At 45.4% G+C, this 24,138-nt stretch carries 24 protein-coding genes; 2 read left to right on the top strand and 22 right to left on the bottom strand.

Annotated features, from left to right (window positions below; translation table 11 throughout):
* Positions 1-20 precede the first annotated feature (20 nt).
* A complete protein-coding gene (locus AC27HD_RS05115; RefSeq protein WP_032094432.1) occupies positions 21-962 on the top strand; it encodes a hydrogen peroxide-inducible genes activator in 942 nt (313 codons plus the stop codon).
* A 128-nt stretch (positions 963-1,090) separates the two neighbouring features.
* Positions 1,091-1,999 carry a LysR family transcriptional regulator gene (locus AC27HD_RS05120; protein WP_032094431.1) on the top strand — a complete coding sequence of 303 codons (909 nt, stop codon included), beginning with the start codon at positions 1,091-1,093 and terminating at the stop codon, positions 1,997-1,999.
* A 127-nt stretch (positions 2,000-2,126) separates the two neighbouring features.
* Here the strand turns inward: AC27HD_RS05120 and ppnP are convergent, their stop codons facing one another.
* The 22 genes from ppnP to fliO all read right to left on the bottom strand — a co-directional run bounded on the left by ppnP (position 2,127) and on the right by fliO (position 24,123).
* Positions 2,127-2,411: a pyrimidine/purine nucleoside phosphorylase gene (gene ppnP, locus AC27HD_RS05125; protein ID WP_032094430.1), complete on the bottom strand. Its 285-nt coding sequence runs from the start codon at positions 2,409-2,411 to the stop codon at positions 2,127-2,129.
* A gap of 43 nt (positions 2,412-2,454) precedes the next feature.
* Positions 2,455-3,039 (bottom strand): DUF938 domain-containing protein, encoded by a 585-nt coding sequence (locus AC27HD_RS05130; protein ID WP_032094429.1) that lies wholly within the window; start codon positions 3,037-3,039, stop codon positions 2,455-2,457.
* A gap of 51 nt (positions 3,040-3,090) precedes the next feature.
* Positions 3,091-5,715 (bottom strand): methionine synthase, encoded by a 2,625-nt coding sequence (gene metH / locus AC27HD_RS05135; protein ID WP_487104238.1) that lies wholly within the window; start codon positions 5,713-5,715, stop codon positions 3,091-3,093.
* 9 nt (positions 5,716-5,724) lie between these two features.
* Positions 5,725-6,792: a homocysteine S-methyltransferase family protein gene (locus tag AC27HD_RS05140; protein WP_487104240.1), complete on the bottom strand. Its 1,068-nt coding sequence runs from the start codon at positions 6,790-6,792 to the stop codon at positions 5,725-5,727.
* Positions 6,793-6,795: 3 nt separating this feature from the next.
* A complete protein-coding gene (gene metA, locus AC27HD_RS05145) occupies positions 6,796-7,734 on the bottom strand; it encodes a homoserine O-succinyltransferase MetA (protein WP_487104242.1) in 939 nt (312 codons plus the stop codon).
* A 239-nt stretch (positions 7,735-7,973) separates the two neighbouring features.
* On the bottom strand, positions 7,974-8,408 hold the full coding sequence (locus tag AC27HD_RS05150; RefSeq protein WP_487104244.1) for a DUF2802 domain-containing protein: 435 nt from the start codon (positions 8,406-8,408) through the stop codon (positions 7,974-7,976).
* 100 nt (positions 8,409-8,508) lie between these two features.
* A complete protein-coding gene (locus AC27HD_RS05155; RefSeq protein ID WP_032094424.1) occupies positions 8,509-9,000 on the bottom strand; it encodes a chemotaxis protein CheW in 492 nt (163 codons plus the stop codon).
* A 16-nt stretch (positions 9,001-9,016) separates the two neighbouring features.
* A complete protein-coding gene (locus tag AC27HD_RS05160) occupies positions 9,017-9,916 on the bottom strand; it encodes a chemotaxis protein CheW (RefSeq protein ID WP_487104246.1) in 900 nt (299 codons plus the stop codon).
* Positions 9,917-9,922: 6 nt separating this feature from the next.
* A complete protein-coding gene (locus AC27HD_RS05165) occupies positions 9,923-10,687 on the bottom strand; it encodes a ParA family protein (protein WP_032094422.1) in 765 nt (254 codons plus the stop codon).
* Between the two features lie 29 nt (positions 10,688-10,716).
* Entirely contained in the window at positions 10,717-11,847 is a 1,131-nt protein-coding gene (locus AC27HD_RS05170; protein WP_032094421.1) for a protein-glutamate methylesterase/protein-glutamine glutaminase, read from the bottom strand.
* Between the two features lie 34 nt (positions 11,848-11,881).
* Positions 11,882-14,146 carry a chemotaxis protein CheA gene (locus AC27HD_RS05175; RefSeq protein ID WP_487104249.1) on the bottom strand — a complete coding sequence of 755 codons (2,265 nt, stop codon included), beginning with the start codon at positions 14,144-14,146 and terminating at the stop codon, positions 11,882-11,884.
* 12 nt (positions 14,147-14,158) lie between these two features.
* Positions 14,159-14,914, bottom strand: a complete 756-nt coding sequence (locus tag AC27HD_RS05180) for a protein phosphatase CheZ (RefSeq protein ID WP_032094419.1) — start codon at positions 14,912-14,914, stop codon at positions 14,159-14,161.
* Between the two features lie 34 nt (positions 14,915-14,948).
* Positions 14,949-15,332, bottom strand: a complete 384-nt coding sequence (cheY, locus tag AC27HD_RS05185; protein WP_013785088.1) for a chemotaxis response regulator CheY — start codon at positions 15,330-15,332, stop codon at positions 14,949-14,951.
* A 35-nt stretch (positions 15,333-15,367) separates the two neighbouring features.
* Positions 15,368-16,099 (bottom strand): RNA polymerase sigma factor FliA, encoded by a 732-nt coding sequence (locus tag AC27HD_RS05190; RefSeq protein ID WP_032094418.1) that lies wholly within the window; start codon positions 16,097-16,099, stop codon positions 15,368-15,370.
* Entirely contained in the window at positions 16,096-16,962 is an 867-nt protein-coding gene (locus AC27HD_RS05195) for a MinD/ParA family protein (protein WP_032094417.1), read from the bottom strand. The genes AC27HD_RS05190 and AC27HD_RS05195 overlap by 4 nt, the downstream gene beginning before the upstream one ends.
* 5 nt (positions 16,963-16,967) lie before the next feature.
* A complete protein-coding gene (flhF, locus tag AC27HD_RS05200; protein WP_487104252.1) occupies positions 16,968-18,395 on the bottom strand; it encodes a flagellar biosynthesis GTPase FlhF in 1,428 nt (475 codons plus the stop codon).
* A 29-nt stretch (positions 18,396-18,424) separates the two neighbouring features.
* Positions 18,425-20,524 carry a flagellar biosynthesis protein FlhA gene (gene flhA / locus AC27HD_RS05205; RefSeq protein ID WP_487104254.1) on the bottom strand — a complete coding sequence of 700 codons (2,100 nt, stop codon included), beginning with the start codon at positions 20,522-20,524 and terminating at the stop codon, positions 18,425-18,427.
* A 103-nt stretch (positions 20,525-20,627) separates the two neighbouring features.
* Positions 20,628-21,752, bottom strand: a complete 1,125-nt coding sequence (flhB, locus tag AC27HD_RS05210; RefSeq protein ID WP_163105287.1) for a flagellar biosynthesis protein FlhB — start codon at positions 21,750-21,752, stop codon at positions 20,628-20,630.
* A gap of 35 nt (positions 21,753-21,787) precedes the next feature.
* A complete protein-coding gene (fliR, locus tag AC27HD_RS05215) occupies positions 21,788-22,567 on the bottom strand; it encodes a flagellar biosynthetic protein FliR (protein ID WP_487104256.1) in 780 nt (259 codons plus the stop codon).
* A gap of 95 nt (positions 22,568-22,662) precedes the next feature.
* On the bottom strand, positions 22,663-22,932 hold the full coding sequence (gene fliQ, locus AC27HD_RS05220) for a flagellar biosynthesis protein FliQ (RefSeq protein WP_032094412.1): 270 nt from the start codon (positions 22,930-22,932) through the stop codon (positions 22,663-22,665).
* Between the two features lie 8 nt (positions 22,933-22,940).
* Entirely contained in the window at positions 22,941-23,699 is a 759-nt protein-coding gene (fliP, locus tag AC27HD_RS05225) for a flagellar type III secretion system pore protein FliP (protein ID WP_032094411.1), read from the bottom strand.
* Between the two features lie 4 nt (positions 23,700-23,703).
* Positions 23,704-24,123, bottom strand: a complete 420-nt coding sequence (gene fliO, locus AC27HD_RS05230; RefSeq protein WP_032094410.1) for a flagellar biosynthetic protein FliO — start codon at positions 24,121-24,123, stop codon at positions 23,704-23,706.
* Positions 24,124-24,138 lie beyond the last annotated feature (15 nt).

Genomic DNA, 24,138 nt, shown 5'->3' on the forward strand with positions numbered 1-24,138 from the left:
CAAAAGTAGGAGTTTTAATTATGCAATTAGGTGGTAAAGCCCCCTCGTTTAACCAGATTCGCTACTTTGTGGCCGTTGCAAAATACCTCAATTTTCGACAGGCAGCGGGGGCACTTGGCATTAGCCAACCTACGCTGACTAGCCAGATAAATGCGTTAGAAGACACACTGAATTTAACGCTTTTAGAACGTTCCCGTACTGGCACCTTGCTTTCGCCACAAGGAAAGGCGCTTTTAGCAAGTGCAGAAGAGGTCTTGCAGTCTACTCAACGCTTCTCGGAAATGGCTCGCGATCTCTCAAAAGGAGAAGTAATCACCTATCGGCTGGGTATTCCTCCGACACTTGGCCCTTATTTATTGCCTTTTGTTTTACCCGATTTGCACAGACTAAAGCCGGGACTGCGATTTTACGTAAGAGAAGCGTCACCCGATGACTTGCAGCACGGATTATTAAGAGGTGAGTACGACATTATCCTTTCCCCCCTTTCAAGTGATAACTCACAGCTTATTACCTCGCCGCTGTTTAAAGAACCGCTAAAGTTTGTTACTCCGTCTGATCATTTTCTATCGGGAAAAGCATTTGTGCACCCTGAAGATATCAGCGGTGAAAAAATACTTACGTTAGAAGATAAGCATCATTTTCACCATCAAGTGCAAAGAATATGCGAAGACATAGGTGCAGACTTACAGCGAGACTATGAAGGCACTAGCCTTGATACATTAAGACAAATGGTGGTTATGGGTATGGGTGTTGCCTTTTTACCCGGTCTTTATATTCATTCTGAATTACACAAACCTGAAGCTTTACACGTGTGCGAAATTGCTAACATGCCTATTGAACGCCAGCATTCTCTTGCATGGCGTAATACATCACCTAGTCGAAAGACCTTCCGTGAGATGTCTATTATTATTAGGCGTATTATTGAAGAGCGGCTGGCTGATGCTGTCACTATGTGTGATTAGGCTTGGTGAGTGAAAAGATGCTCGTTATTTAATTAAAACCAGTTATTTAAATAGGGTTATTGAATTAGCGCTTTTAACACATCTATTGATGTTATATTGACTACACACTCACAAGCGCTTTTATACACATGATTGATAGACAACACCTGCGTATTGTCCACGCAATACACCAGCATGGCACGATGACTCAAGCCGCGAAATCCTTGTACTTAACCCAGTCGGCCTTAAGTCATGCTATGAAAAAGCTTGAACACGAGTTTGATGTTCCGCTGTGGCAAAAAGAAGGCAGGCGTTTGTTTTTAACTCAAGCAGGTGAAAGTTTACTTGGCCTTGCACAGCGTATTTTACCTCAGTTTGAACACACAGAAGCGCAACTTCGTCGATTTGCCGAGGGCAAGCAAGGCACACTGCGCATTGGAATGGAATGTTACCCCTGCTTTGAATGGCTATTGAAAATAGTCGCTCCCTTTCTAAAACGCTTTCCTGATGTAGACGTAGACGTACGACGTGCCTTTTCTTTTGGTGGCCTACAAGCGCTGCATGGTTATGACATTGATGTACTCATTACTCCCGATCCCCTGCACTTAGACGCGATTACTTACACACCTGTGTTTAGCTATGAACAGGTTCTCGTTATGCACAGTACACACAACTTGGCGTCGAAGGCATTTATAGCACCTCGGGACCTCGCTCAAGAGACGCTCATTTCTTACCCAGTTGAAAACAGTAGATTGGACATATTCTCTCAATTTTTAACACCGGCCAATGCATCTGTTAAAAGTCACAAAACTATAGAGACCACTGAGATTATTATGCAAATGGTTGCAGCAGGAAGAGGGGTAACTGCGCTGCCTAAATGGCTTGTAGATGAGTCGAAAGAAAGTGAACTGCTGTGCTGTCGTCCCCTTGGCGAAGAGGGGCTAACAAAAACCTTATTCGTGGGGCACAGAAAGCGTACTGACACACTGGGTTTTATTGATAGTTTTGTAGAGATGGCAATGGCGCAAGGATTAAAAACAAACAGCCCGCAGCAATAACGGCGGGCTGTTGAAGCGAAGGCGCTGTTGAGAATCGAGGCCCTTCGTCCATATAGGTATTAGCTAGGGCTAAGGCTTTCTGTGCATTTAGCCCAAAACTCGTACAACAACGTTCAACACGCCCTAACTAGCTGTAAAAGCAAAGGTAAGCCGTTGGCGATGATACTTTTACGTCAAACGACACATTGGCATCTACGTTAAATTCAGTGCCGGCCGGAAACGATTGCCACTCATCGCTACCGGGTAGTTTTACGGTAAGCTCACCCTCGACAACTTTCATTAGTTCTTTCTTTGAAGTATCGAAAGTATACTCACCTACAGACATCACACCCGATGTACAGGGACCATTTGCTGAATCAAATGCTATTGAGGTGACTTTATTGTCGAAGTAGTGGTTAACTGAAAATGACATAGTATTCCTTGATAGTTTTTTAGAAAATTGGTTTTAAATGTTATTATTCTTTCGTCCACACTAACATAAGATTGTTAGCAGGCATCGTTATCATTTCTTTCAATGTGAGTCGTTTAGCCCATGCTTTGAGTTCATCAATATCTCTGTAGCCGCCACATCCCCGCTCGACTAACGATTGATGAAACTCAGCATTACTTTGAGATGAGAAAACACCTGATTGTGTGAACGGGCCATATTGGCAAAATGTGCCGCCTTTAGGAAGTTTCTGCGACACTAATTCCATAAGCAGTTTTGCCTCATGCTTTTGCATAATATGGGCAGTATTGGCGGAAAATATTCCATCAAAGGGCAAAGCAGGAAACGGATCTACACCCACCTTAAATCCGATTGGCTGAATAAGATTGGATAGTGAAGACTCACTTACCCAAGCGTTTATTCCGTCGTGGTACTCGTATTGATCGCTCGTATGCCACATCAAATGAGGCAAATGAGCAGCAAGGTAGGATGCGTGCTGCCCGGTTCCGCTGCCAATTTCAAGCACCTGTTGAGTATGGGCGAACGCCCTTTTTAGAATATCTAAAATTGGGCGTTTGTTATTCTCACAGGCTTGGCTAAATGGTTTTTCCATTACTGTTATAACTTCCATCTTACAGATAATTTAGCAAAGCGGCAGATTGACCTAATCACTCAGATTAGGCCCAAGCCATTTCTCGGCTTCTTCCAATGTCCAGTTTTTGCGCTTGGCGTAATCCTCAACTTGGTCAGGTTGGATTTTAGCCACCGCAAAGTATTTTGCTTCTGGGTGAGCGAAGTACCATCCCGATACGGACGCGCCAGGCCACATTGCATAACTTTCAGTAAGCGTCATGCCGGTGTGCTCTTTTGCAGATAACAAATCCCAAATGAGCTGTTTCTCAGTATGCTCTGGACACGCCGCATAACCTGGCGCAGGTCGAATACCCTGGTACTTCTCCCTAATGAGTTCTTCATTGCTTAAGGTTTCATTAGGCGCATAGGCCCAATACTTCAAGCGCACCTGCTGATGAAGGTATTCAGCAAACGCTTCAGCTAGGCGATCAGCAACGGCTTTTACCATAATGCCATTGTAGTCATCACCGGCCTTAATATATGCATCGGCAAGGGTGTCCTCACCTATGCCGCCAGTAACTGCAAACGCGCCGATATAATCTGCAATTCCGCTTTGCTTTTCAGCCACAAAATCGGCAAGGCAGTAGTTGGCAAATTTATCTTTTTGGGTTTGCTGACGCAAATGATGTGCAACCCCTTTTACCGAAGTGCGGCTCTCATCTGAATAGACTTCGATATCGTCGCCCACCCTATTTGCGGGAAACAACCCTATCACGCCTTTTGCTTCAAGTGAGCTATCAGCAATAATTTTATCTAACATGGCGTTGGCATCAGCAAACAATGACGTTGCTTCTTCACCAACCACGTCATCATTAAGGATTCGTGGATATTTCCCTGCTAATGACCACGTTAAAAAGAAAGGCGTCCAGTCAATATAATCTCGTAATGTAGCCAAGTCTGCGGTGATAGGCGTTACACCAAGCTGCGCTGGCTTAACAGGGTGCTCAGCAAAATTGACTTTGCAGCCATTAGCTCGCGCAGCCTCAAGTGTAACAGGCTTACTGCGGGGCTTTTTACGAGCATGCTGCTCTCGTACCGTATCGTATTCTTTCGCTAATTCTTTTGCGTATATATCCCGCGAACCTTTGTTCAGCAATTTCTGACACACGCCTACTGCACGACTCGCATTAGGTACATAGGCCACAGCTGGATGATAGTTTTGCTCTATCTTAACGGCAGTATGGGCTTTCGACGTTGTTGCACCACCGATAAGCAGTGGCATATCAAAACCTTGGCGCTCCATCTCTTTAGCCACGTACACCATTTCATCTAGCGACGGTGTAATGAGACCCGAAAGGCCAATCATATCCACATTTTCTTCTTTCGCTTTTTGAAGAATATTTGCCGCGGGCACCATGACACCCATATCAATAACTTCAAAGTTATTACACTGCAAAACAACACCAACAATATTTTTGCCGATATCGTGAACATCACCTTTTACGGTGGCCAGTAATATTTTACCGTTACTTTTATTATCGTCAGACTTCTCAGCTTCAATGTATGGCTGTAGGTGAGCGACTGCTTTTTTCATTACTCGGGCAGATTTAACTACCTGAGGTAAGAACATCTTACCTTCGCCAAATAAATCCCCGACGACATTCATCCCATCCATGAGCGGGCCTTCAATAACGTGTAGCGGGCGTTCAGCCTCTAGACGCGCTTCTTCGGTATCATCAATAATGTAATCGGTAATCCCTTTTATCAAAGCATGCTCTAAGCGTTTACTTACGTTTTGTTCTCGCCAGGTAAGATCTTCTTTTGCCGCAGCCTTTCCATCGCCTTGGAACTGTGGCGCAATATCGAGTAGCCGCTCGGTGCCATCGCTGCGCCTGTTTAAAATAACGTCTTCTACCGCTTCGCGAAGTGCCTTGGGAATCTCATCGTACACCTCAAGCTGACCGGCATTAACGATGGCCATGTCCATCCCCGCTCGAATAGCGTGGAAAAGAAAAACCGAATGCATAGCTTCGCGAACAGGGTTATTGCCACGAAACGAAAATGAAATATTGGAAAGGCCACCTGAAATGTGCGCATAGGGGCACGTTTTGCGGATAACACGTGTTGCCTCAATAAAGTCGACCGCGTAGTTATCATGCTCTTCAATGCCGGTTGCGACAGCAAAAATGTTCGGGTCAAAAATAATATCTTCGGGAGGAAACCCAACTTGTTCAGTGAGGACCTTATAGCTTCGTTGACAGATTTCAACTTTGCGCTTTTGGGTGTCTGCTTGGCCTTTTTCATCAAACGCCATAACAACCGTAGCGGCGCCATATCGTTTGATTTTTTTCGCTTGTGCAATGAAAAGTGCCTCACCCTCTTTAAGGCTTATGGAGTTTACAATGGCTTTGCCCTGTACGCATTTAAGCCCGGCCTCAATGACGTCCCATTTTGAGGAGTCAATCATGATAGGCACTCGGCTTATGTCAGGCTCAGACGCAATAAGGTTTAAAAACGTCACCATTGCCTGCTCTGAATCGAGCATCGCCTCATCCATGTTGATATCGATGATTTGCGCACCGTTCTCAACTTGTTGACGAGCAACGTCGAGTGCAGCTTCGTAGTCACCGTCCAAAATGAGCCGTTTGAATCGAGCTGATCCGGTTACGTTGGTTCTTTCACCAATATTTATAAATGTAGAAAAATCTGCGCTCACATTGCCCTCCTAGTGTACAAATGGCTCTAGGCCTGACAGACGCATTTTAGGTTCAAATGCTGGAACTTGACGAGGCTTAATGCCCGCAACGGCGTTGGCTATATCACTTATGTGCTCAGGCGTACTTCCACAGCAGCCTCCCACAATATTGACTAAGCCAGATTCCGCCCACTCTTTGATATGTTCGGCCATTTCAGGGCCTTCCATATCGTATTCACCAAACTCATTGGGCAGCCCAGCATTGGGGTGTGCTGAAATTAAACACTCTGAAATAGTGGCAACTTCATCAACATACTGTCGCAGAAGATCAGGGCCTAATGCACAATTAAGTCCGAAAGAAAATGGACTAATATGACGCATAGAGTAATAAAACGCTTCGGCGGTTTGACCTGATAGTGTGCGCCCCGATGCGTCGGTAATAGTACCCGACACCATAACTGGCAAGGTTTTACCCACTTTCTCAAAGGTTTGCTCAACAGCAAAGGCCGCCGCTTTGGCATTTAGCGTATCGAAGATGGTTTCAAGCATAATGAGGTCAGCACCACCTTCAATGAGTGCTTCGGTAGACTCGCTGTACGCGTTAACTAATTCGTCAAAGGTGACGTTTCGTTTGCCCGGGTCATTTACATCTGGGGATATTGACGCGGTGCGGTTGGTAGGCCCAAGTACGCCGGCAACGTAACGAGGCTTGTCCGGTGTTTTTAGACTGTATTGTTGCGCAGCTTTTTTAGCCAGTTTTGCAGCTGCCACGTTAATATCACGAGATATGGCTTCCATGTCGTAATCGGCCATGGCGATGGTGGTGGCATTAAACGTGTTCGTCTCAATAATATCGGCACCTGCGTCTAGGTAGTCGCAGTGAATTTGGTAAATGAGGTCGGGCTGAGTTAATACAAGAAGGTCGTTGTTCCCTTGAACATCGCAATGCCAATCGGCAAATTGGTCGCCGCGATAGTCATCTTCTTCCAGTTTATGGCGTTGGATCATGGTGCCCATGGCGCCATCTAGAATTAAAATTCTTTCTTTTGCGGCACTGGCTAAACTAGCTCGTGCTTTCGAATCAAAATCGTTACTCACGCGTTACCTCTTTGGCTGTGGTTTTTCAGCTAACTGGCTTAAATCGTACGGCGTTGTTTGATAAACGTAATAGTTAAGCCAATTTGTAAACAATAGACTTCCATGGGAGCGCCATTGAACTAAAGGCGGTTTAGTAGGGTCATTGTCAGTGAAATAATTGTTCGGCACCGCTGGGTGTTGACCAGCCTGCACGTCACGCAGATATTCGTCTTTTAGCGTGTCCGGTTCGTACTCGGGGTGTCCGGTAACAAACACCATCCGTTTGTCTTCAGAAGCTACAATGTAAGCGCCCACTTCCTCTGACTCAGCCACTACATTAAGACCTTCAACACCATTATAAAGTGATGTGTCTATGTGACCGTAACGAGAGTGTGGTGCTGCAAAGGGAGAGTCAAATCCACGCAGTAATTCGTTGTTTGGATCGTTGACATTGTGCTGGTAAACGCCTGAAAACTTTTCGTTTCGAAGCTCCCGCGTCACGCCGTAGAAATGATACATTGCCGCGTGAGCAGCCCAGCATAAATAGAGGGTTGAGTTAACGTGGCGCTGGGCCCACTCCAAAATAGTTTTCATATTTTCCCAATACTTTACCTCTTCATAATCGAGTAAAGCAAGGGGGGCACCCGTGACAATCAATCCGTCATACTTTTTATTCGCCACGCTGGAAAACTCGTGATAAAAGGCATCCATATGAGACTGTGGCGTATTTTTTGGTGCTTGGTTATCGATGCGAATAAAGTCCACATTAATTTGCAATGGCGTATTAGACAACAATCTCAGTAACTGCACTTCTGTCTCTATCTTATTGGGCATTAAATTAAGAATACCCACTTCAAGAGGACGAATTTCCTGACTCGCCGCTCTATCCATATCCATAGTGAATATGTTTTCACCTAACAAGACATTCTGAGCAGGCAGTTGCACAGGGATACGGATTGGCATAAATAACTCCAGTCGAAAAAAACGATAACTGTATTGTGGCGAATACTGTGAATATGTCAACATCTTTACGTCTAGACGTCTAAACGCAAAGTTGGTAGGGAAGTGGAGGAAACTGGGAGGGAAGTGTATGAGCGCTAGATAAGAGTAAGAAAGATTAGAAAATATATAAGTGGCATGCGCGCATCACGCACCATTAAGACAAACGCAAAGAAATACTGAAAGGTAGCAGCAATAAAGAACTAGCAGCCCGACTTGTGCACCATAACAAGCATCTCGGCTTCGGCACGGGGAATATCGCAGGTTTCAATGATTTCTTCAATCGTGGCGCCTTGTTTGACTAAATCAGCAGCCCGCTGATACAGCTTTAACGATGGATCTTGAAATTTTAGCTCTCGAAGCTGATTGTCCACGTCTTGCTGCTTTTCATCAATACGCTGTAAATGCTTACTGATCACAACGCTTCTAGCCTGAATTTCAGATTGCTGGTTGTTAGCATCATTAACTTGGACAGCAATGTTCGACAGCTCTGTTGAGACCTTGACGGTAAGGTTTTCTAACAATTCAGTTGTTTTGCGAAGTTTTGTATAAAGCACTATAACGGCGATAATAAGTAAAAAACTGATTATCGCGAGTATACATTCAACCAGTGACAGAGCAGCAAGCTGCAAGTCCATATGCGACACACCTAAATGAGACAGGGATACAAGGGGGAGCTGACGGCACACGTGCCATCAGCTCTACTTTCACTACATAGTACTTACTAAAGCCTAGTCACTAAATACTACTCAGCTCGTCCCACTCTTCATCGCTTAGCAACTTGTTCAAATCGACTAAGATAAGAAGCTCGCCATCGCGATTGCTTACGCCTTGTATAAACTTAGCACTTTCTTCAGTGCCTACGTTTGGCGCACTATCAATTTCAGACGACTTCAGATACACCACTTCAGCGACGCTATCGACGAGTATGCCAACGACTTGTTCATCAGACTCTATGATAACAATACGCGTATTGTCGGTAACTTCGGTAGGAGGTAAACCAAAGCGTGCTCGCGTATCGATAACCGTAACAACGTTACCACGCAAGTTTATTATTCCTAACACATAGTCAGGCGCACCGGGCACCGGCGCTATTTCGGTATAACGCAATACTTCTTGTACCTGCATTACATTAATACCGTATGTTTCATCACCTAGGCGATATGTCACCCACTGAAGGACTTCATCGTTGCTGTCAGTGCCGTTATTTTTCATCTTTTCGTCGCTCATGAACCTGGCTCCCGTACTATGGCGTCTGGTCGTTGCTGCCTAAGCCTTTGTTAAGCATAGATATTAATTCTTCAACGTCAATTAATGCACACATCTTTTCTTTAACCATCCCCGCTAACCAAGGACGTTTACCAGTGGATCCGCGCCATTTGACATCATCTTTTGTTAAATTAACGGTGTTAACGAGCTTTTCGCTAGCTAATCCCCATTCGCTTTCTCCCAACATGATCATGTATCGATAGTTAAGAGATTCAGCGAGTTCTTCGGTATATTTTTCTGGCATTACCCACTTTGCTGAGTCTACTACACTTAGTTTAGACTCTCTGTGCAACATTACACCCATAAACCAGTCAGGTTTTCCAAAAAGTGGTGCAATTTTATCTATTTGGTGAATTCCACCAAGGGTGGTTAATGGAACGGCAAGGGTTAACCCTGCCACTTCAAAAAATAACGCCTGAAAACGAAAGTCTAGACTATCTTGTAGTGCAACCTTCGTTTTTGCAGCTATTGTTTCTTCATCGCGACTTTTTTCAGTAGACGAAGAATCTCTAATTTCCAGTTCATCTGTGGTGATAACCCCAGGCGTTTTTACACTGGAATCAGCTACGTTTTCGTGTTCTGTTAATTGACGGCTATCTTTCGCACTACTTAGTTCACGTAAGCTATTCTTTTCATAAATGCCGTGCTCAGAAACGTTTTGCTCAGCTTTCAATGTAACGGCATCAATCACATCGTTATCTTGAGGCAGCGGTATAGTATCTTTAACTAACCGCTCCTCAGTAATGTGATGAGAAGCTTGCTCAAGCAGCTTAGCTGCCCGTGCGGTTGCGTCGTCAGCCACTGCAGGCTCTTTGAGCAAACCATCTAAATACGCTTCCATCACGTCTTCACGTGCAAACGGAGACTGCTTACTCATCGCTCATTATTTCCCTAACACTTCAAGCAGTTTACCGTAGGCCGCAACGCCTCGTGTTTTCGGATAGGCCGCTGAAATGGGCAATTGCACCAAGCTAGCATCTCTAAAATGCGTATCAACTGGAATAACGCCTTCCCAAACACGCTCACCGTAATCGCTCATTAAGCGCTTACGCGATTCAAGGGCCGCGTTTGTTCGTTTATCGAACATGGTTGGAATAATGCAGGTATCAAAACTTTTGCCCAATGAGCGCCCCATTATTTCCATTGTACGAATCATTCTATCTAAACCTTTTAACGCCAGGTATTCGGTTTGTGTCGGCACGATAACCTTGTCACACGCTGCCAGTGCATTCACCATCAACACACCTAATACAGGTGGACAGTCGATAATAGCCACATCAAATTCGTTGTCGACTTTTGCCAGCGCTTTCTTAAGCACTAAGCCCATGCCCTGTTCACTCCCCATGGTTCTATCAAGGGTAGCAAGCGCCATTGTTGCCGGTAGTACATAGAGATTATCTATTTTGGTTGGGCAAAGGCAATCTAAAACGTTATCGGCCGTTAAACTGGCAGACTTAATAAAAATGTCGTAAACCGAATGACTTAGCGCTTCAGCATCTATACCAAAATAGTAACTTAACGATGAGTGAGGGTCGGTATCAATGAGTAACACGCGCTTACCTTGCTGCGCGAGCAAACCGCCTAAACTCACGGTGGTAGTAGTTTTACCTACCCCACCCTTTTGATTTGCTACTGTCCATACCTTCACGACATAAAGTCCACTACACGATTAATACACTAACGCATTTCACAAAGAATGCAGTTGCTCATATCATCAACATTAATATTTTGCGTTGATATATTCGCCACGGCAACCGCTTGAGGCATGCCGTAAACCACACAGGAGTCTTGATCCTGGGCCCAAATTGTAGCGCCTTTCTCTTTTAACTTTCTACAGCCCTCGCGCCCGTCGGCTCCCATACCAGTGAGAATTATCCCCAATACGTCGCCAGAGAAAGCCCGCTCTAACGAGCTAAAGGTAAGGTCAACACTTGGCTTGTAGTTAACCTTGTCAGCACTGCTAGCATCGACAATAGCAATCTTTTTTTGCCCGCCCACAGTTTCAATGAGCATTTGTCTACCGCCAGGGGCCAAGTAAGCCTGACCAGGCATTAAAATGTCTCCGTGTTCAGCTTCTTTCACGCCTATTTTACAGTTTGCATCTAACCGCTGCGCAAACGCCGTCGTAAAAGTGCCAGGCATGTGCTGAACTAAAATAATTGGATACGGAAAATCTGAGGGTAAAGGCATTAGCACTTTTTGAAGCGCTACCGGACCACCCGTTGAAGCGCCAATGGCAAGGCACTTATATCGCTTACCCGTTGCTTTAACCGACGAAACCGTAGGCTGCTTAGCTGCGTCTTTATGACCCGAAAGCAATCCAGACGTTTTAAAAAAGGCCTGTTTCGGTGCATTAGGGGGTAATCGTCGGGTTTCCTCAGATCTAAACGTGGGGCGTTTCAGCCCTATACCTCTGCGCGCAATCAAACGAACTTTAGTACACAACAGTCGCGTCGCATCTTTTCTATCTTGCGCTATATCTTCAAATTTCTTCGGTAGAAAATCGAGTGCACCTGCTTCTAATGCATCTAACGTTGCTTGCGCCCCATGATGGGTTAACGAAGAAAACATTAAAATAGGGATGGGCTTATTTTCCATGATGGCTTTAACCGCCGAAATGCCGTCCATAACGGGCATTTCTACGTCCATCGTAATTACGTCGGGAGATAGCTCTTTAATTTTATCAAGGGCATCTCTGCCGTTTCTAGCTTCACCTACAACCTCTAACTCTCTATCTTCATCGAGTATTTCTCTTACTCGACGACGATAAAACGTTGAGTCGTCCACGACCAGGACTTTAAAGACCATGGATTACTTTTCCTATTGTTTGTAAACCAGCTTATTATGGCTTACGAGCATACCGCTTCAGAAGGCTTGGAATATCTAAGATCAACGCAATACCACCGTCTGAGGTTATCGTTGCGCCTGCCATTCCTGGAGTGCCCTGTAGCAGCGCATCCAATGGCTTGATCACCACTTCTTCTTGCCCTATTAATGCATCGACAACAAAACCAACTTGTCGGGTACCAACTTGCACCACGACCACATGCCCTTTCTCTCTCTCGATAGACTTAGGCCCTCTGATTAGCCAGTCGCCAAGGAAAAATAACGGTATGGCTTTAGAGCGAACTATCATTGTTAACTGTCCATCAACCGTATTGGTCTTTTTGATGTCCATGTTAATTATTTCACTGACAGAGCCTAGAGGTAATGCAAAGGTTTGCTTACCAATTATAATCATCAGTGTTGGCAAAATAGCTAGGGTAAGTGGAACTTTTATCTCTAAACGAGTGCCCTTACCAAGCTGAGAGTCGATATTTACCGTACCGTTGAGCTGATTTATCTTAGTTTTCACCACGTCCATGCCAACGCCACGACCGGAAATATCGCTGATTTCCGTTTTCGTAGAGAAGCCCGGTGCAAAAATAAGATTAAACGCTTCAACGTCTGACATTCGCGCTGCGGCGTCGGCGTCTAGCACACCGCGACTGATAGCAATTTCCTTTAATTTTTCAGGGTCCATGCCCTTACCGTCGTCTTCGATGGTAAGTAAAATGTGATCACCTTCCTGCGATGCAGATAGCTTAACCGTTCCCATTCTTGGTTTGCCAGAAGCTGCTCGGTCATCTGGCATTTCCACACCGTGGTCGACGGAGTTTCTCACCAAGTGAACCAGCGGATCGGCAAGTGCTTCCACCAAGTTTTTATCTAAATCTGTTTCTTCACCTTCAAGCTCTAGGGTAATCTCTTTTTTGAGACTTCGCGCTAAATCACGAACAACCCTTGGGAAGCGGCCAAATACTTTCTTAATTGGCTGCATCCGAGTTTTCATTACCGCGCCCTGTAGGTCTCCGGTAACCACATCTAAGTTTGCTATCGCCTTAGACATGCTCTCATCGTTGGTGTTTATACCAAGGCTTATCAATCTATTACGAACGAGTACCAGTTCGCCCACCATATTCATTATTTGATCTAAGCGTTTAGTATCAACACGAACGGTGGTTTCAGCTGGCGGTGAGCTAGGTGAAGCTTTCTTCTCGTCTTTCTTACCAGCATCTTTACTTGCTGGGGCTGCAGATGCTGCCTTACTGGGCGCTGACGCAGCAGGTGCCGCTTTAGCCGCAGCGGGTGCAGATTGCTTTGCCTTTTGTATAGCTTCAGTCGCCGCTTTATCAACATTAGGCTCTGGTGCTTTGGTATCTGAGGCGCTTTGAACGGTTGGGCCTTGCCCTGAACCGTGAAGTTGGTCTAGCAGCGCTTCAAATTCATCGTCAGTAATTTCTTCATCGCCGGACGCAGATGTGGATTTTGGCGCTGGCTGACTGGGTGCAGCGCTTTCTTCTGCGGCGCTGAACTTGCCTTTACCGTGAAGGTCATCAAGAAGGGCTTCAAACTCATCGTCGGTAATATCATCGCCACTGCTCGAAGATACATCAGGGCTTGTTACATCAGAGCTTGGCGCAGCAGATGCTTTCGCTTCGCTTTTGGTGCCTGTGGTCGATTGGCCTGGGGCCGATTTCCCAGGCGCAGAGGAACCGTGGAGTTCATCAAGTAAAGCCTCGAATTCATCTTCACTGATTTCGTCAATATCCCCACCAGAGCTTGCCGGAGCAGGCGCCTCGTCTACGAAGTCGAATTCAAGTTCAGGTTCAGAGGCTATTTCAGGTTGAGCACTTGGTGCAGATTCATCGGTATCAAAAATATTTTCGTCCGGTGACTCTGGTTTGCTCAACTTGTGCAGAGTATCTACAAGTTTGGCGTCGGCAGGTTCCAATGGTTCTTGGGATTTTACCCGCTCAAACATATCTACCACTACGTCTGTAGCCTGTAGAATAATATCCATTAATTCTGGCGTGAGCGTGCGCTGGCCATTTCTCATAACATCGAAAACGTTCTCGGCGCCATGACAAATTTCAACTAACTCGGTGAGCGATAAAAATCCCGCTCCGCCTTTAACTGTATGATATCCGCGAAAAATTGCGTTAAGCAAATTCGCATCTTCAGGATTGTTCTCAAGATCAACGAGCTGTTCTTGTAATTGTTCAAGTATCTCTCCAGCTTCAACTAGAAAGTCCTGTAGTATTTCCTCGTCAACATCAAACGACATGCGCCCGCTCCCCTAAAAACCTAAGCTCGACAGAAGATCATCAACATCATCCTGGCCCGATACAACATCATCACGCGTTTCAGCGTCAATAATCGGACCCTCTGCTTTCACACCTTCAGCCTTATCGGCCTCAGGGCTTAATGGTTTAGTTTGTTCTGAACCATCTCGCTCGCCAAACATGGTAAGCATGTTGACTAAGCTCTCTTCAACTTCTTTTACTAAGTCGATAACGCGGCGGATAACCTGACCTGTAAGGTCTTGATAACCCTGTGCCATTAATACTTCAGTTAGCAGTTGTGTAAGTTTAGCCGACTGCGAAGCACCGTCTTCTAACAATTCGTCTAAGTCTTTACATAAAACTTTGAATTCACCCACTTCAATCTGGCGAGTCATGAGCTTTTTCCACTCAGGCATCACGCTGTCAATGCGAGAAGCTAGCAGTTCAGCTATAGGCATGCTCGCCTCTACCGCATCCATGGTAGTGTTGGCAGCTTTCTCAGTTTCTTCAATAACGTAAGTTAGGCGAGATTGCGCATCGGGAATATCGTCTGTCGCTAAATTCTTTATGCGATCGTCTATTTGAAAATTGTTTAGCGCGTCGTGAAGTTGGCGCGTTAGCTTTCCTACCTCAGCGAAAAGCTCTACATTTTCTTTCATTGACGCCGCTTCAAACAGCGCATTAGCCGACGCATTATCACCAGCTTCAAGATAAACAACGAGTTGCTTAGCTTCTTCTAATGAAAGTGGAACGTTTGTATTCGTTGTCATCCAGTAAACCTCGTTTCTCTGGTGAGCGTCTGGATCAACCTAAACGTTCGAATATTTTATCTAGCTTTTCTTTCAATGTAGCTGCAGTAAATGGCTTAACGACATAGCCATTCACGCCTGCTTGCGCAGCGGCAACGATTTGTTCTTTTTTCGCTTCAGCCGTTACCATTAGTACCGGCAAGTGCTTCAGTTTGTCATCGGCGCGAATTGCCCTAAGCAAATCGATACCCTGCATGCCTGGCATGTTCCAGTCGGTTACAACAAAATCGAAATCACCCTGCTGTAGCATAGGTAACGCCGTATTTCCGTCGTCCGCTTCCTGGATGTTTGCGAAACCCAAATCTTTTAGTAGGTTTTTTATGATACGTCTCATGGTTGAAAAGTCATCGACCACGAGAATCTTCATGCTCTTATCCAAAATAGCCTCCAGTGAGGGGTTAATTGTTTTAATTTCTATTCTTCGTCAGCTTGCCACGACTTCATTCGAGATTTGAGTTTTAACATGGCCTGACTGTGAATTTGACTTACTCTCGATTCACTTACATCAAGAACTTCACCGATTTCTCTTAGGTTCAATTCTTCATCATAGTATAAAGAAAGCACGATCGCTTCTCGCTCTGGTAACGTGGTGATTGCTTGCGCAAGCGACTTTTGAAACGCCCCTTGCATAAGATCTTCCAGCGGTGCATCACTACCTCTACTTTGCTCAGTAGTAATCACATCTTCTGAAACACCTAAATCTTCAATCCCAACTAGCTTACCTGCATTTACCTCGTTGAGCATTTGATGATAGTCCTGCAAGCTTACGTTTAGCTTAGCAGCAATATCAACATCTCTTGCATCTCTTCCCGTTTCGCCCTCTACACGAGAGATGGCGTCTGTAATGGCGCGCCCGTTTCTATGCACAGAGCGCGGCGTCCAGTCACCTTTGCGAATTTCGTCTAACATAGCACCGCGAATGCGAATACCCGCGAACGTTTCAAAGCTTGCGCCTTTCGAACCGTCAAAGTTTCGAGCGGCCTCTAGCAATCCAATCATGCCAGACTGAATAAGGTCATCAACGAGCACACTGGCAGGGAGTCGCGCTATTAGATGATGCGCTATGCGCTTCACAAGAGGCGCGTGTCGCTCTACTAACTGCGACTTATCAGTTTGTTGTTGATAAGCTGCCGCCTTACTATTCAACGCTGATTCCCTACTGCTTTTTCTGCAATTAATTGCTCAATGAAAAACTCTAAGTGACCACCTGGCTGAGCCGGTATTGGCCATGATGCCGCTCTATTCGCTAGCTGACTTATCGCAACAGCAGCAGGTGAGCCTGGATAGGCATCGACTATAGCAGTTTGCTTTCTAACTGCACGGCGAATATTTTCATCAAACGGTATTGTTGCAACTAATTCTAGCGCAACATCTAAGAAGCGCCCTGTTACTTTACTCAATTTGCTGAATAGTTCTTGCCCCTCACGCACGTCCCTCACCATGTTCGCCACTATTTTGAAGCGAAATACACCGTGCTCGCGGTTTAGCAATTTAATAAGCGCGTAGGCATCGGTAAGTGAAGTGGGTTCATCGCACACTACTACCATGATGTCTTGAGAGGCTTTTGCAAAGCTGAGCACCATGTCAGAAATACCCGCGGCAGTATCGACAAGCAACACATCAATAGGCGTACGAAGTTCACTAAACGCACGTATCAAGCCCGCATGCTGGGTCGTTGAAAGCTCTGCCATCGACTGAGTTCCCGATGTTGCAGGTGCAATTTTAATACCGTGGGGACCAGTAACCAGTACATCATCTAGCGTGCACTCACCGGACAAAACATGAGATAAGTTCTTTTCAACGCGAAGGCCCAACATGACATCTACGTTTGCCAATCCTAAGTCGGCATCAAGAACCATCACACGTTTACCTTGCTTAGCCATAGCAATTGCTGTGTTAAGCGTAATATTTGTTTTACCTACGCCACCTTTGCCTCCGGTGACGGCGATAACTTTGATTAACCGTGATTGCTTCATTTTTCTTAAGCTACTCGCTTGGTCGTCAATCATACTACTTATGCTGTTTTAATATCGTTGTTATTACTAGTATGATCCAAACCATATTTTTTATAAAGCTTTGCAGCAGCTGAAACTAAAGATTTCGCTTCTGCAATCTTAATGTCTTCAGGTACTTTCTGACCGTCGGTGACATAGCTAACCGGTAACTGATACTCGACTGCCGCACTGAGTACCTCTCCTAAAGAATAGCACTCATCTAACTTTGTGAAAATACAACCACTTAGTTCGATGTCGTCATACGCTCTAATGATACGCTGTAATGCAGGATATTGTGTATTTGCCTGCGCGACTAAATATTTTTTCACTACGGGCATCTGACCGTTGTCAAAATGCTTTATTTGCTTAATTAATCGACTATCTCGTTGACTAAATCCAGCCGTATCAATCAATACTAGTCGTTTATGACGAAGTTGGAACAATAAATCTGAAAGTTCTTCACTTGATTGCGCTTTTCTCACCGTACAGCCAATAATCTTGCCGTAAGTTGCAAGTTGCTCATACGCCGCAATACGATAGGTATCAATGGTGATCATTGCCACAGAATCTGCGCCATACTTTTGTGCATAGCGAGCGGCCAATTTCGCCACTGTGGTTGTTTTACCCGTACCCGTTGGACCGACTAATGCAACAGCACCCTGCGCGGTAAGTATATCGTTACCTGTTACATTTAATCGATTAGCCAATAGGTTAAGAAGATAAACCCACGCATCTCTCTCGTTATAATGCGAAGGCGTGTAACTGATTAGTTGCTTAGATAATGCTTTGCTAAGCCCCATATCGGTTAAGCGAGTGATCAAATACTGATGAACGGGTTTTTGACGAGTCTGCTTTGCCTCCATTAAGTCAGCCACTTGGTGCTGTAGTACCCCTCTTAACGACGCTAGCTCTTCTTTTATCTGTGCAAGCTCATCAGACGGTGCAGCTGGCGCTTCTTCAATGCTCGACGCTTGATGAGAAGGGAATGCTTCGCTGTGTCTTTGGTACTCACTTGGGCCCGTATGTCTGTCAACAGGTTGCTGTGCTTCAACCTCGTCAATGAATGCGTCGGAGAAATTAAGGTGGGATGCAATATCATTGGCATGTTGTGCATTTGCGGATGTAGGTTGCACGACATCTTTTGATGCGCCTTGTCCTGCGCCATGTTGCTTTTCAAGCAGCGCCTTTAGGCTGTCTGGACCATCATCGCCAATAATCTCGCTAAGACTCGGTGTAGGATTTTGCTTAGAAGACGTTGGTGAAGAAGGTGCACCGGAAGGTTTACTAATATTTAGCTTTGCTTCTGGCTCTTTATCATAAGCTGCTACAAGTTCGATGCCATCAGCCACTTTGCGATTTGACATGATAACCGCATCGCTACCTAACTCAGCCTTTACTTGGCTTAACGCCTCGCGCATATCTTTGCCAAAAAATCGTCTTATTTTCATTGCAACCTCTCCACTCACCCAGCGTCAGATTATTGACCGACCGAACTGACTATTTTTATCTGCTTGTCGTCGGGTACTTCTTGATAAGAAAGCACATGTAACCCAACAACAGAATACTTAAGGAAGCGTGATAACACCGGTCTTAGCATTCCTGAAGTAAGAAGCACCGCGGGCTCTCCTTCAAGTTCTTGCTGCTGACTGGCTTGTTGCAGTGATTTTTGCAACTTATCTGCCAAGCCTGGTTCAATACCAGCGCCATCTTCGCCACCTGCTTGAAGTGACTGGTGCAACATCTGTTCCAACTCTGGCGCCAAGGTTATGACAGGTATCTCTTTAGAACCTTGAGTAATTTCTTGAACTATTAGGCGCTTAAGGGCAATTCGCACCGCCGACACCAACACATCTGGGTCTTGGCTGCGGGTTCCATACTCACTTAACGTTTGAACGATAGTTCTCATGTCACGAATTGGCACACCTTCAAACAGCAGCGTTTGCAGTATTTTAACTACCGTACTAAGAGGGAGTATGTCAGGTACTAATCCCTCTACGAGTTTAGGATGCTGCTTCGCTAGCATATCGAGAAGCTGCTGCGCCTCTTCGTGGCCTAAAAGCTGATAGGCATTGTTCGTCAGCAGCTGACTTAGGTGGGTTGCGACTACCGTTGCAGCATCGACTACGGTGTAACCAAGTGTTTGTGCGTGCTCTCGCTTGTTCGGTTTAATCCATACCGCATCAAGACCGAAGGCAGGGTCTTTTGTTGCCCTTCCCTCTAACTTGCCAAAGACTTGCCCTGGATTGATTGCTAACTCTTCATCATGGCTTATTACTGAATCGCCAATGGTAACGCCAAGCATCGCAATGGTGTACGTATTGGGCTCTAAGTCGAGGTTATCTCGAATATGCACAGGGGGAATGAGAAAACCCAATTCTTGAGACAGTTTTTTACGTACCCCTTTAATACGGGTTAATAGCTCGCCCCCTTGGGACTTATCGACTAACGGTATTAGGCGATAACCCACTTCAAGACCGATTGTGTCTACCTGCTGTACATCGTCCCACCCAAGCTCTTTCACCTCTGGCGTAACTGACTCGTCTCGTGACAGCGTGTCTGGCACTTGTGGCTCAGCCGCTTTTTTCTTCGCGTTGTGAGTTTGAAAATAAGCAACACCAGCAATAAGAAAAGAGAAACCAAGAAACGCAACATGGGGCATTCCCGGTATAATTCCCATGACGAATAACACGCCTGAGGCTATATACAGCGCTTGGTTATTACCAAGCTGCCCGCGAATTTCTTTACCCATTTCTTGAGACTCATTCTCACGAGTCACAATAATCGCGGTAGCGACGGACAAAAGCAGTGAGGGAATTTGAGCAACTAAGCCGTCGCCAATAGTCAGTAGCGTATATATTTCAATTGCATCGCCAAATGACAGATTATATTGAATTATCCCGATAAACAGTCCGCCAACGATGTTGATGAGCATAATAAACAGGCCAGCAACAGCATCACCCTTAACAAATTTTGATGCACCATCCATAGAACCGTAAAAATCTGCTTCTGCGGTTATTTCTTCACGGCGCTCCCGGGCTTGGTCTTGGTCGATATATCCGGCGTTTAAATCGGCGTCTATGGCCATTTGTTTTCCAGGCATTGCATCAAGGGTAAAGCGAGCGTTCACCTCAGAAATTCGCCCTGCACCGGCGGTAACTACTTTAAAATTGATAATCAGTAAGATAGCAAATACCACGATACCTACCGCGTAGTTACCACCAATAACCACTGCACCAAAAGCTTCAATAACCTTACCCGCAGCGTCGCCGCCTTCATGGCCGTACAACAACACAACCCGCGTGGAAGCCACGTTCAAAGCAAGGCGCAATACCGTGGCGATAAGCAACACAAGTGGAAAAATACCGAAATCGACAGGTTTTTGAGTTAAAACCGCCACCAGAATAATGACCAAGGACAATGCAATATTGAAGCTGAACAACACGTCTAGAAGAAAGGGGGGCATGGGTAGAATGACCATACCCATAATGGCAAGCAAAACTATCGGGGCACCTAAGCCACTGGTGAAGTTTTGCAACTGATTCTTATCGAACCGCTGAAGATAGCCGGATAACTGCATCGTTGGATGTCTCTCTATCAGAAAATTGACGCTTAACGTTAATCTGATAGAGATATAACAACTAACGTGCCAGCTTTAGGTTTTTTATAAAATAAAAAATGCTCTAGCGACGATATTCTGGAGGTATAGGTAAGTCTCGTTTTAAAGGCTTAGGACGCTTGCCCTTTCCAGCTCTATGCGCTTTTAGCTGATAGACGTGGGCCAATACCTGAGCCACAGCCATAAACAATGCGTTGGGTACTTCATCGTCAACTTCTGTTGAGTAAAAAATCGCGCGGGCTAACATAGGCGAGGGTATAAGCGGCACATCATTGGCCGTGGCGATTTTTCGTATGTGCATAGCAAGCTCATCAGCCCCTTTAGCAATAACAACAGGGGCTCGGTTGCCATTATCGTCATATTTAATTGCCACAGAAAAATGGGTGGGGTTAGTGACAACCACGTCAGCATTGGGGACTTCTTGCATCATTCGTTTAGAGGCTGCTTGATATTGTAAACGGCGTATACGCCCTTTTACCATAGGATCGCCTTCTGCATTCTTGCGCTCGTCTTTGACCTCTTGCTTGGTCATTTTCATTTCTTCGTTGTGCTTATACATTTGATAAGGCACATCAATAAGCGCAATAGGGATCATGCCGCACACAAGAAGTAAAAATGCCCATTTAAGCATATCAAGGGCGTGGAAAATGTTGCCAGGATAGAGCTCCATATCCAGATGCAGAGCTTCGTCTTGAAAGAAAAGCAGTGCGGCAATAGCCATGCCGATTATGGTGATAACCTTAGCGATTGACTTAAGTAACTCCACCAAGCCATTAGTGCCAAACATGCGCTTAAAGCCTTGAATTGGGCTTATTTTGGAGGCTTTTGGTTTTGCACCGCTCCATGTAAAGTTATAGCCGCCTAGGGCAATTGAACCATAGATACCGGCAATCATGGCCACAACCATATACAAAAGTACAGGTCCGCTAATAGTAGTAAATGCGTCTCCCCACGCAGCTAACATATGCGTGGTGTCGTAGGTTTCGTCACGAGACAAAATAAACATGCGGCGAGTCAGTGTGAAAACCGATTCAGCAATCCAACTTCCCACAAATAAGAACATGACGGCACTGATAATAAGCACTAACGTGGTGGATAACTCACGGGATCGCGCAATCTGCCCTTTTTTTCGGGCATCCTCGAGTTTTTTCCCCGTGGGGTCTTCTGTTTTTTCTGCTGAATCTGACATCTATCTTCTCAAACCAACATAGTCATTTCTGAAATCTAAGAACATATTCGTAACAGCTCGCACATATATTGCTGAGCCCGCATCCACTGAGTCTCAAAGTGCGCCGTAAAGTTACCTAGGGTTATCCAGATGATAAGTAACCCCATCATCTGCGCTATAGAAAAACCAATACTGAAAATATTTAACTGGGGGGCCGCTTTTGTCATAACACCAAAGGCAAGGTTAACCACCAGCAATGAGACGATAGGTGCTAGCGACAATGTAATGGCAGATACAAACATCCAACCACCCCAATGAGCAATGCCTTTAAACTGCTCTCCCGTCCACCATGCCTCACCGATTGGAAAGGCCTCAAAGCTCATCACAATCATTTGAATCATAGACAAATGCCCATCGAGGGTCCAGAACAACAAGGTCGCTAAAATAAGATAAAACTGGCCAACCGCGGGTACATTAATTCCGTTTACAGGGTCTACGATAGACGCAAAACCCAAACCTGTCTGCATGGCAATTATCTGACCGGCTAAAACGAAGGTGTTTAACACCATCATTGAAATAAAACCAATGGCAATGCCGATAAGCAGCTGCTGGACAATGATCAAAAAAGTACCAGCGCTGACCAAATCATCCACTGGAGACGGGGGCACCATGGGCATGATAATCAACGCAAGCAAAATACCAAGTAGCGCCCTAACCTGTGGAGGAATAGATTTAGCGCTGAGGCCAATCATCGCGATAAACATTCCGCTTATTCGCATAAACGGCAACATTAAATCGGCCAAGAATTGGTTTATTGTCGCTAAATCAACTTCCACTAGAGACCCCAGTTTCTCAATTCACTCACCTTTTTACCCCACATATATTTCTACTCAACAAGCCTGTTCAGCCAACATCGTCTCTGCCCCATTTTTTAGCCAACGACTTGGGGGATCATTTCAACCATATGAAAGGTGAAATCCATTAGCTGTTGAACAAGCCAATTACCGCCCCAGCTTAGCGCGAGAAGCGTAATCAACAAGCGAGGCAAAAAACTCATGGTTTGCTCGTTAATAGAGGTCGCGGCTTGGAATACAGCAACAACTAAACCAACTATCAGGCTAGGTACGATAACCGCAGACACTAGCATGATAACCATGAACATGGCTTCTCTGAGTATTTCAACAAAGACTTCTGGTGACATAAGTCCTCCTAGACGCCCATACCAAAGCTAGTGGCTAAGGTACCAAAAATAAGATTCCATCCATCAACTAAAACAAAGAGCATTAATTTAAACGGCAGTGACACTATCATGGGGGAGAGCATCATCATCCCCATTGCCATTAAAATTGAGGCCACCACTAAATCGATAATGAGAAAGGGAATGAACAGCATAAAGCCAATTTGGAAAGCGGTTTTGAGCTCACTGGTGACAAATGCAGGGATAAGTATAGTGAGCGGCACCTCATTGGTGTCGGCGTACTTATCTTCATCACCCGCTATGCGAACGAAAGTTTCCAAATCTTTTACCCGTGTTTGCGAGAGCATAAACGCCCGCATTGGGCCTTTTGCTTGCTCTAGCGCATCGAGACTGGTCATCTCTTCATTTAAATATGGCTGAAGCGCGCGCTCATTAACCTCTTCAAATACAGGAGCCATAATAAACATAGACAAAAACAGGCTCACGCCTATGAGAATCTGGTTAGAGGGTGACTGCTGTAAACCAATGGCCTGGCGCAAAATAGATAACACCACAATAATGCGAGTAAAAGATGTCATCATCATGATAAATGCAGGAATAAGGCTGAGCGCTGTCATAATAAACAGCGCTTGTAGGGTCATTGTGTAGTCTTGAGAGCCATCTTCATTGGTAACCACGGTAACCGCCGATATGCCCTGCTGTGCATACACAGGCTCAGCAAACAATGCCAACGACACCAAAGCTATACATAGAAACGCTAGATTACGCATTTTTTTAGTTATCCTTTTGCTTCGTATCGGCCTGCGGATTCAGTTTACCCGCCATCGCGGCCACCAGCTTTTGTTTAAATGCGTCTTGGTTACTTCCGGCCTTGCCCTTCACCGGCACATCTAAGTTTTTTTCCAGTTTACTTAAGTGGGAAATATTATGGCTAGTAACACCAATAAGGTGCTGCTCGTCGCCCACCTGTATTACCATTATTTTTTCTTTGGTGCCCGCCACCATGCTTGCCACCACCTTCATGTGGTTGCTACCCATGGCAGTGACGTTAAACCGACGCATGATGTAAGCAAGCGCAAAAATAACGCCAACAACAACCAGTAACGAAAGAAAAATTGACAGTACAGATGTGGGGTTGGTAATTGACTGAGTGGTTTGCGCGCTGGCAACTTGGTTAATGAAAAGGGGCAGCATTGCGCAACCCCTTAC

Source organism: Alteromonas sp. 4NS20-0143 (genome assembly GCF_057542855.1).

What these genes read in the sequence shown, in the direction of transcription:
- AC27HD_RS05115 (WP_032094432.1), top strand. Translation starts at nt 21, where the DNA reads ATGCAATTAGGTGGTAAAGCCCCCTCGTTTAACCAGATTCGCTACTTT.
- AC27HD_RS05120 (WP_032094431.1), top strand. Translation starts at nt 1,091, where the DNA reads ATGATTGATAGACAACACCTGCGTATTGTCCACGCAATACACCAGCAT.
- ppnP (WP_032094430.1), bottom strand. Translation starts at nt 2,411, where the DNA reads ATGTCATTTTCAGTTAACCACTACTTCGACAATAAAGTCACCTCAATA.
- AC27HD_RS05130 (WP_032094429.1), bottom strand. Translation starts at nt 3,039, where the DNA reads ATGGAAAAACCATTTAGCCAAGCCTGTGAGAATAACAAACGCCCAATT.
- metA (WP_487104242.1), bottom strand. Translation starts at nt 7,734, where the DNA reads ATGCCAATCCGTATCCCTGTGCAACTGCCTGCTCAGAATGTCTTGTTA.
- AC27HD_RS05150 (WP_487104244.1), bottom strand. Translation starts at nt 8,408, where the DNA reads ATGGACTTGCAGCTTGCTGCTCTGTCACTGGTTGAATGTATACTCGCG.
- AC27HD_RS05155 (WP_032094424.1), bottom strand. Translation starts at nt 9,000, where the DNA reads ATGAGCGACGAAAAGATGAAAAATAACGGCACTGACAGCAACGATGAA.
- AC27HD_RS05160 (WP_487104246.1), bottom strand. Translation starts at nt 9,916, where the DNA reads ATGAGTAAGCAGTCTCCGTTTGCACGTGAAGACGTGATGGAAGCGTAT.
- AC27HD_RS05170 (WP_032094421.1), bottom strand. Translation starts at nt 11,847, where the DNA reads ATGGTCTTTAAAGTCCTGGTCGTGGACGACTCAACGTTTTATCGTCGT.
- AC27HD_RS05175 (WP_487104249.1), bottom strand. Translation starts at nt 14,146, where the DNA reads ATGTCGTTTGATGTTGACGAGGAAATACTACAGGACTTTCTAGTTGAA.
- AC27HD_RS05180 (WP_032094419.1), bottom strand. Translation starts at nt 14,914, where the DNA reads ATGACAACGAATACAAACGTTCCACTTTCATTAGAAGAAGCTAAGCAA.
- AC27HD_RS05195 (WP_032094417.1), bottom strand. Translation starts at nt 16,962, where the DNA reads ATGATTGACGACCAAGCGAGTAGCTTAAGAAAAATGAAGCAATCACGG.
- flhF (WP_487104252.1), bottom strand. Translation starts at nt 18,395, where the DNA reads ATGAAAATAAGACGATTTTTTGGCAAAGATATGCGCGAGGCGTTAAGC.
- flhA (WP_487104254.1), bottom strand. Translation starts at nt 20,524, where the DNA reads ATGCAGTTATCCGGCTATCTTCAGCGGTTCGATAAGAATCAGTTGCAA.
- flhB (WP_163105287.1), bottom strand. Translation starts at nt 21,752, where the DNA reads ATGTCAGATTCAGCAGAAAAAACAGAAGACCCCACGGGGAAAAAACTC.
- fliQ (WP_032094412.1), bottom strand. Translation starts at nt 22,932, where the DNA reads ATGTCACCAGAAGTCTTTGTTGAAATACTCAGAGAAGCCATGTTCATG.
- fliP (WP_032094411.1), bottom strand. Translation starts at nt 23,699, where the DNA reads ATGCGTAATCTAGCGTTTCTATGTATAGCTTTGGTGTCGTTGGCATTG.
- fliO (WP_032094410.1), bottom strand. Translation starts at nt 24,123, where the DNA reads ATGCTGCCCCTTTTCATTAACCAAGTTGCCAGCGCGCAAACCACTCAG.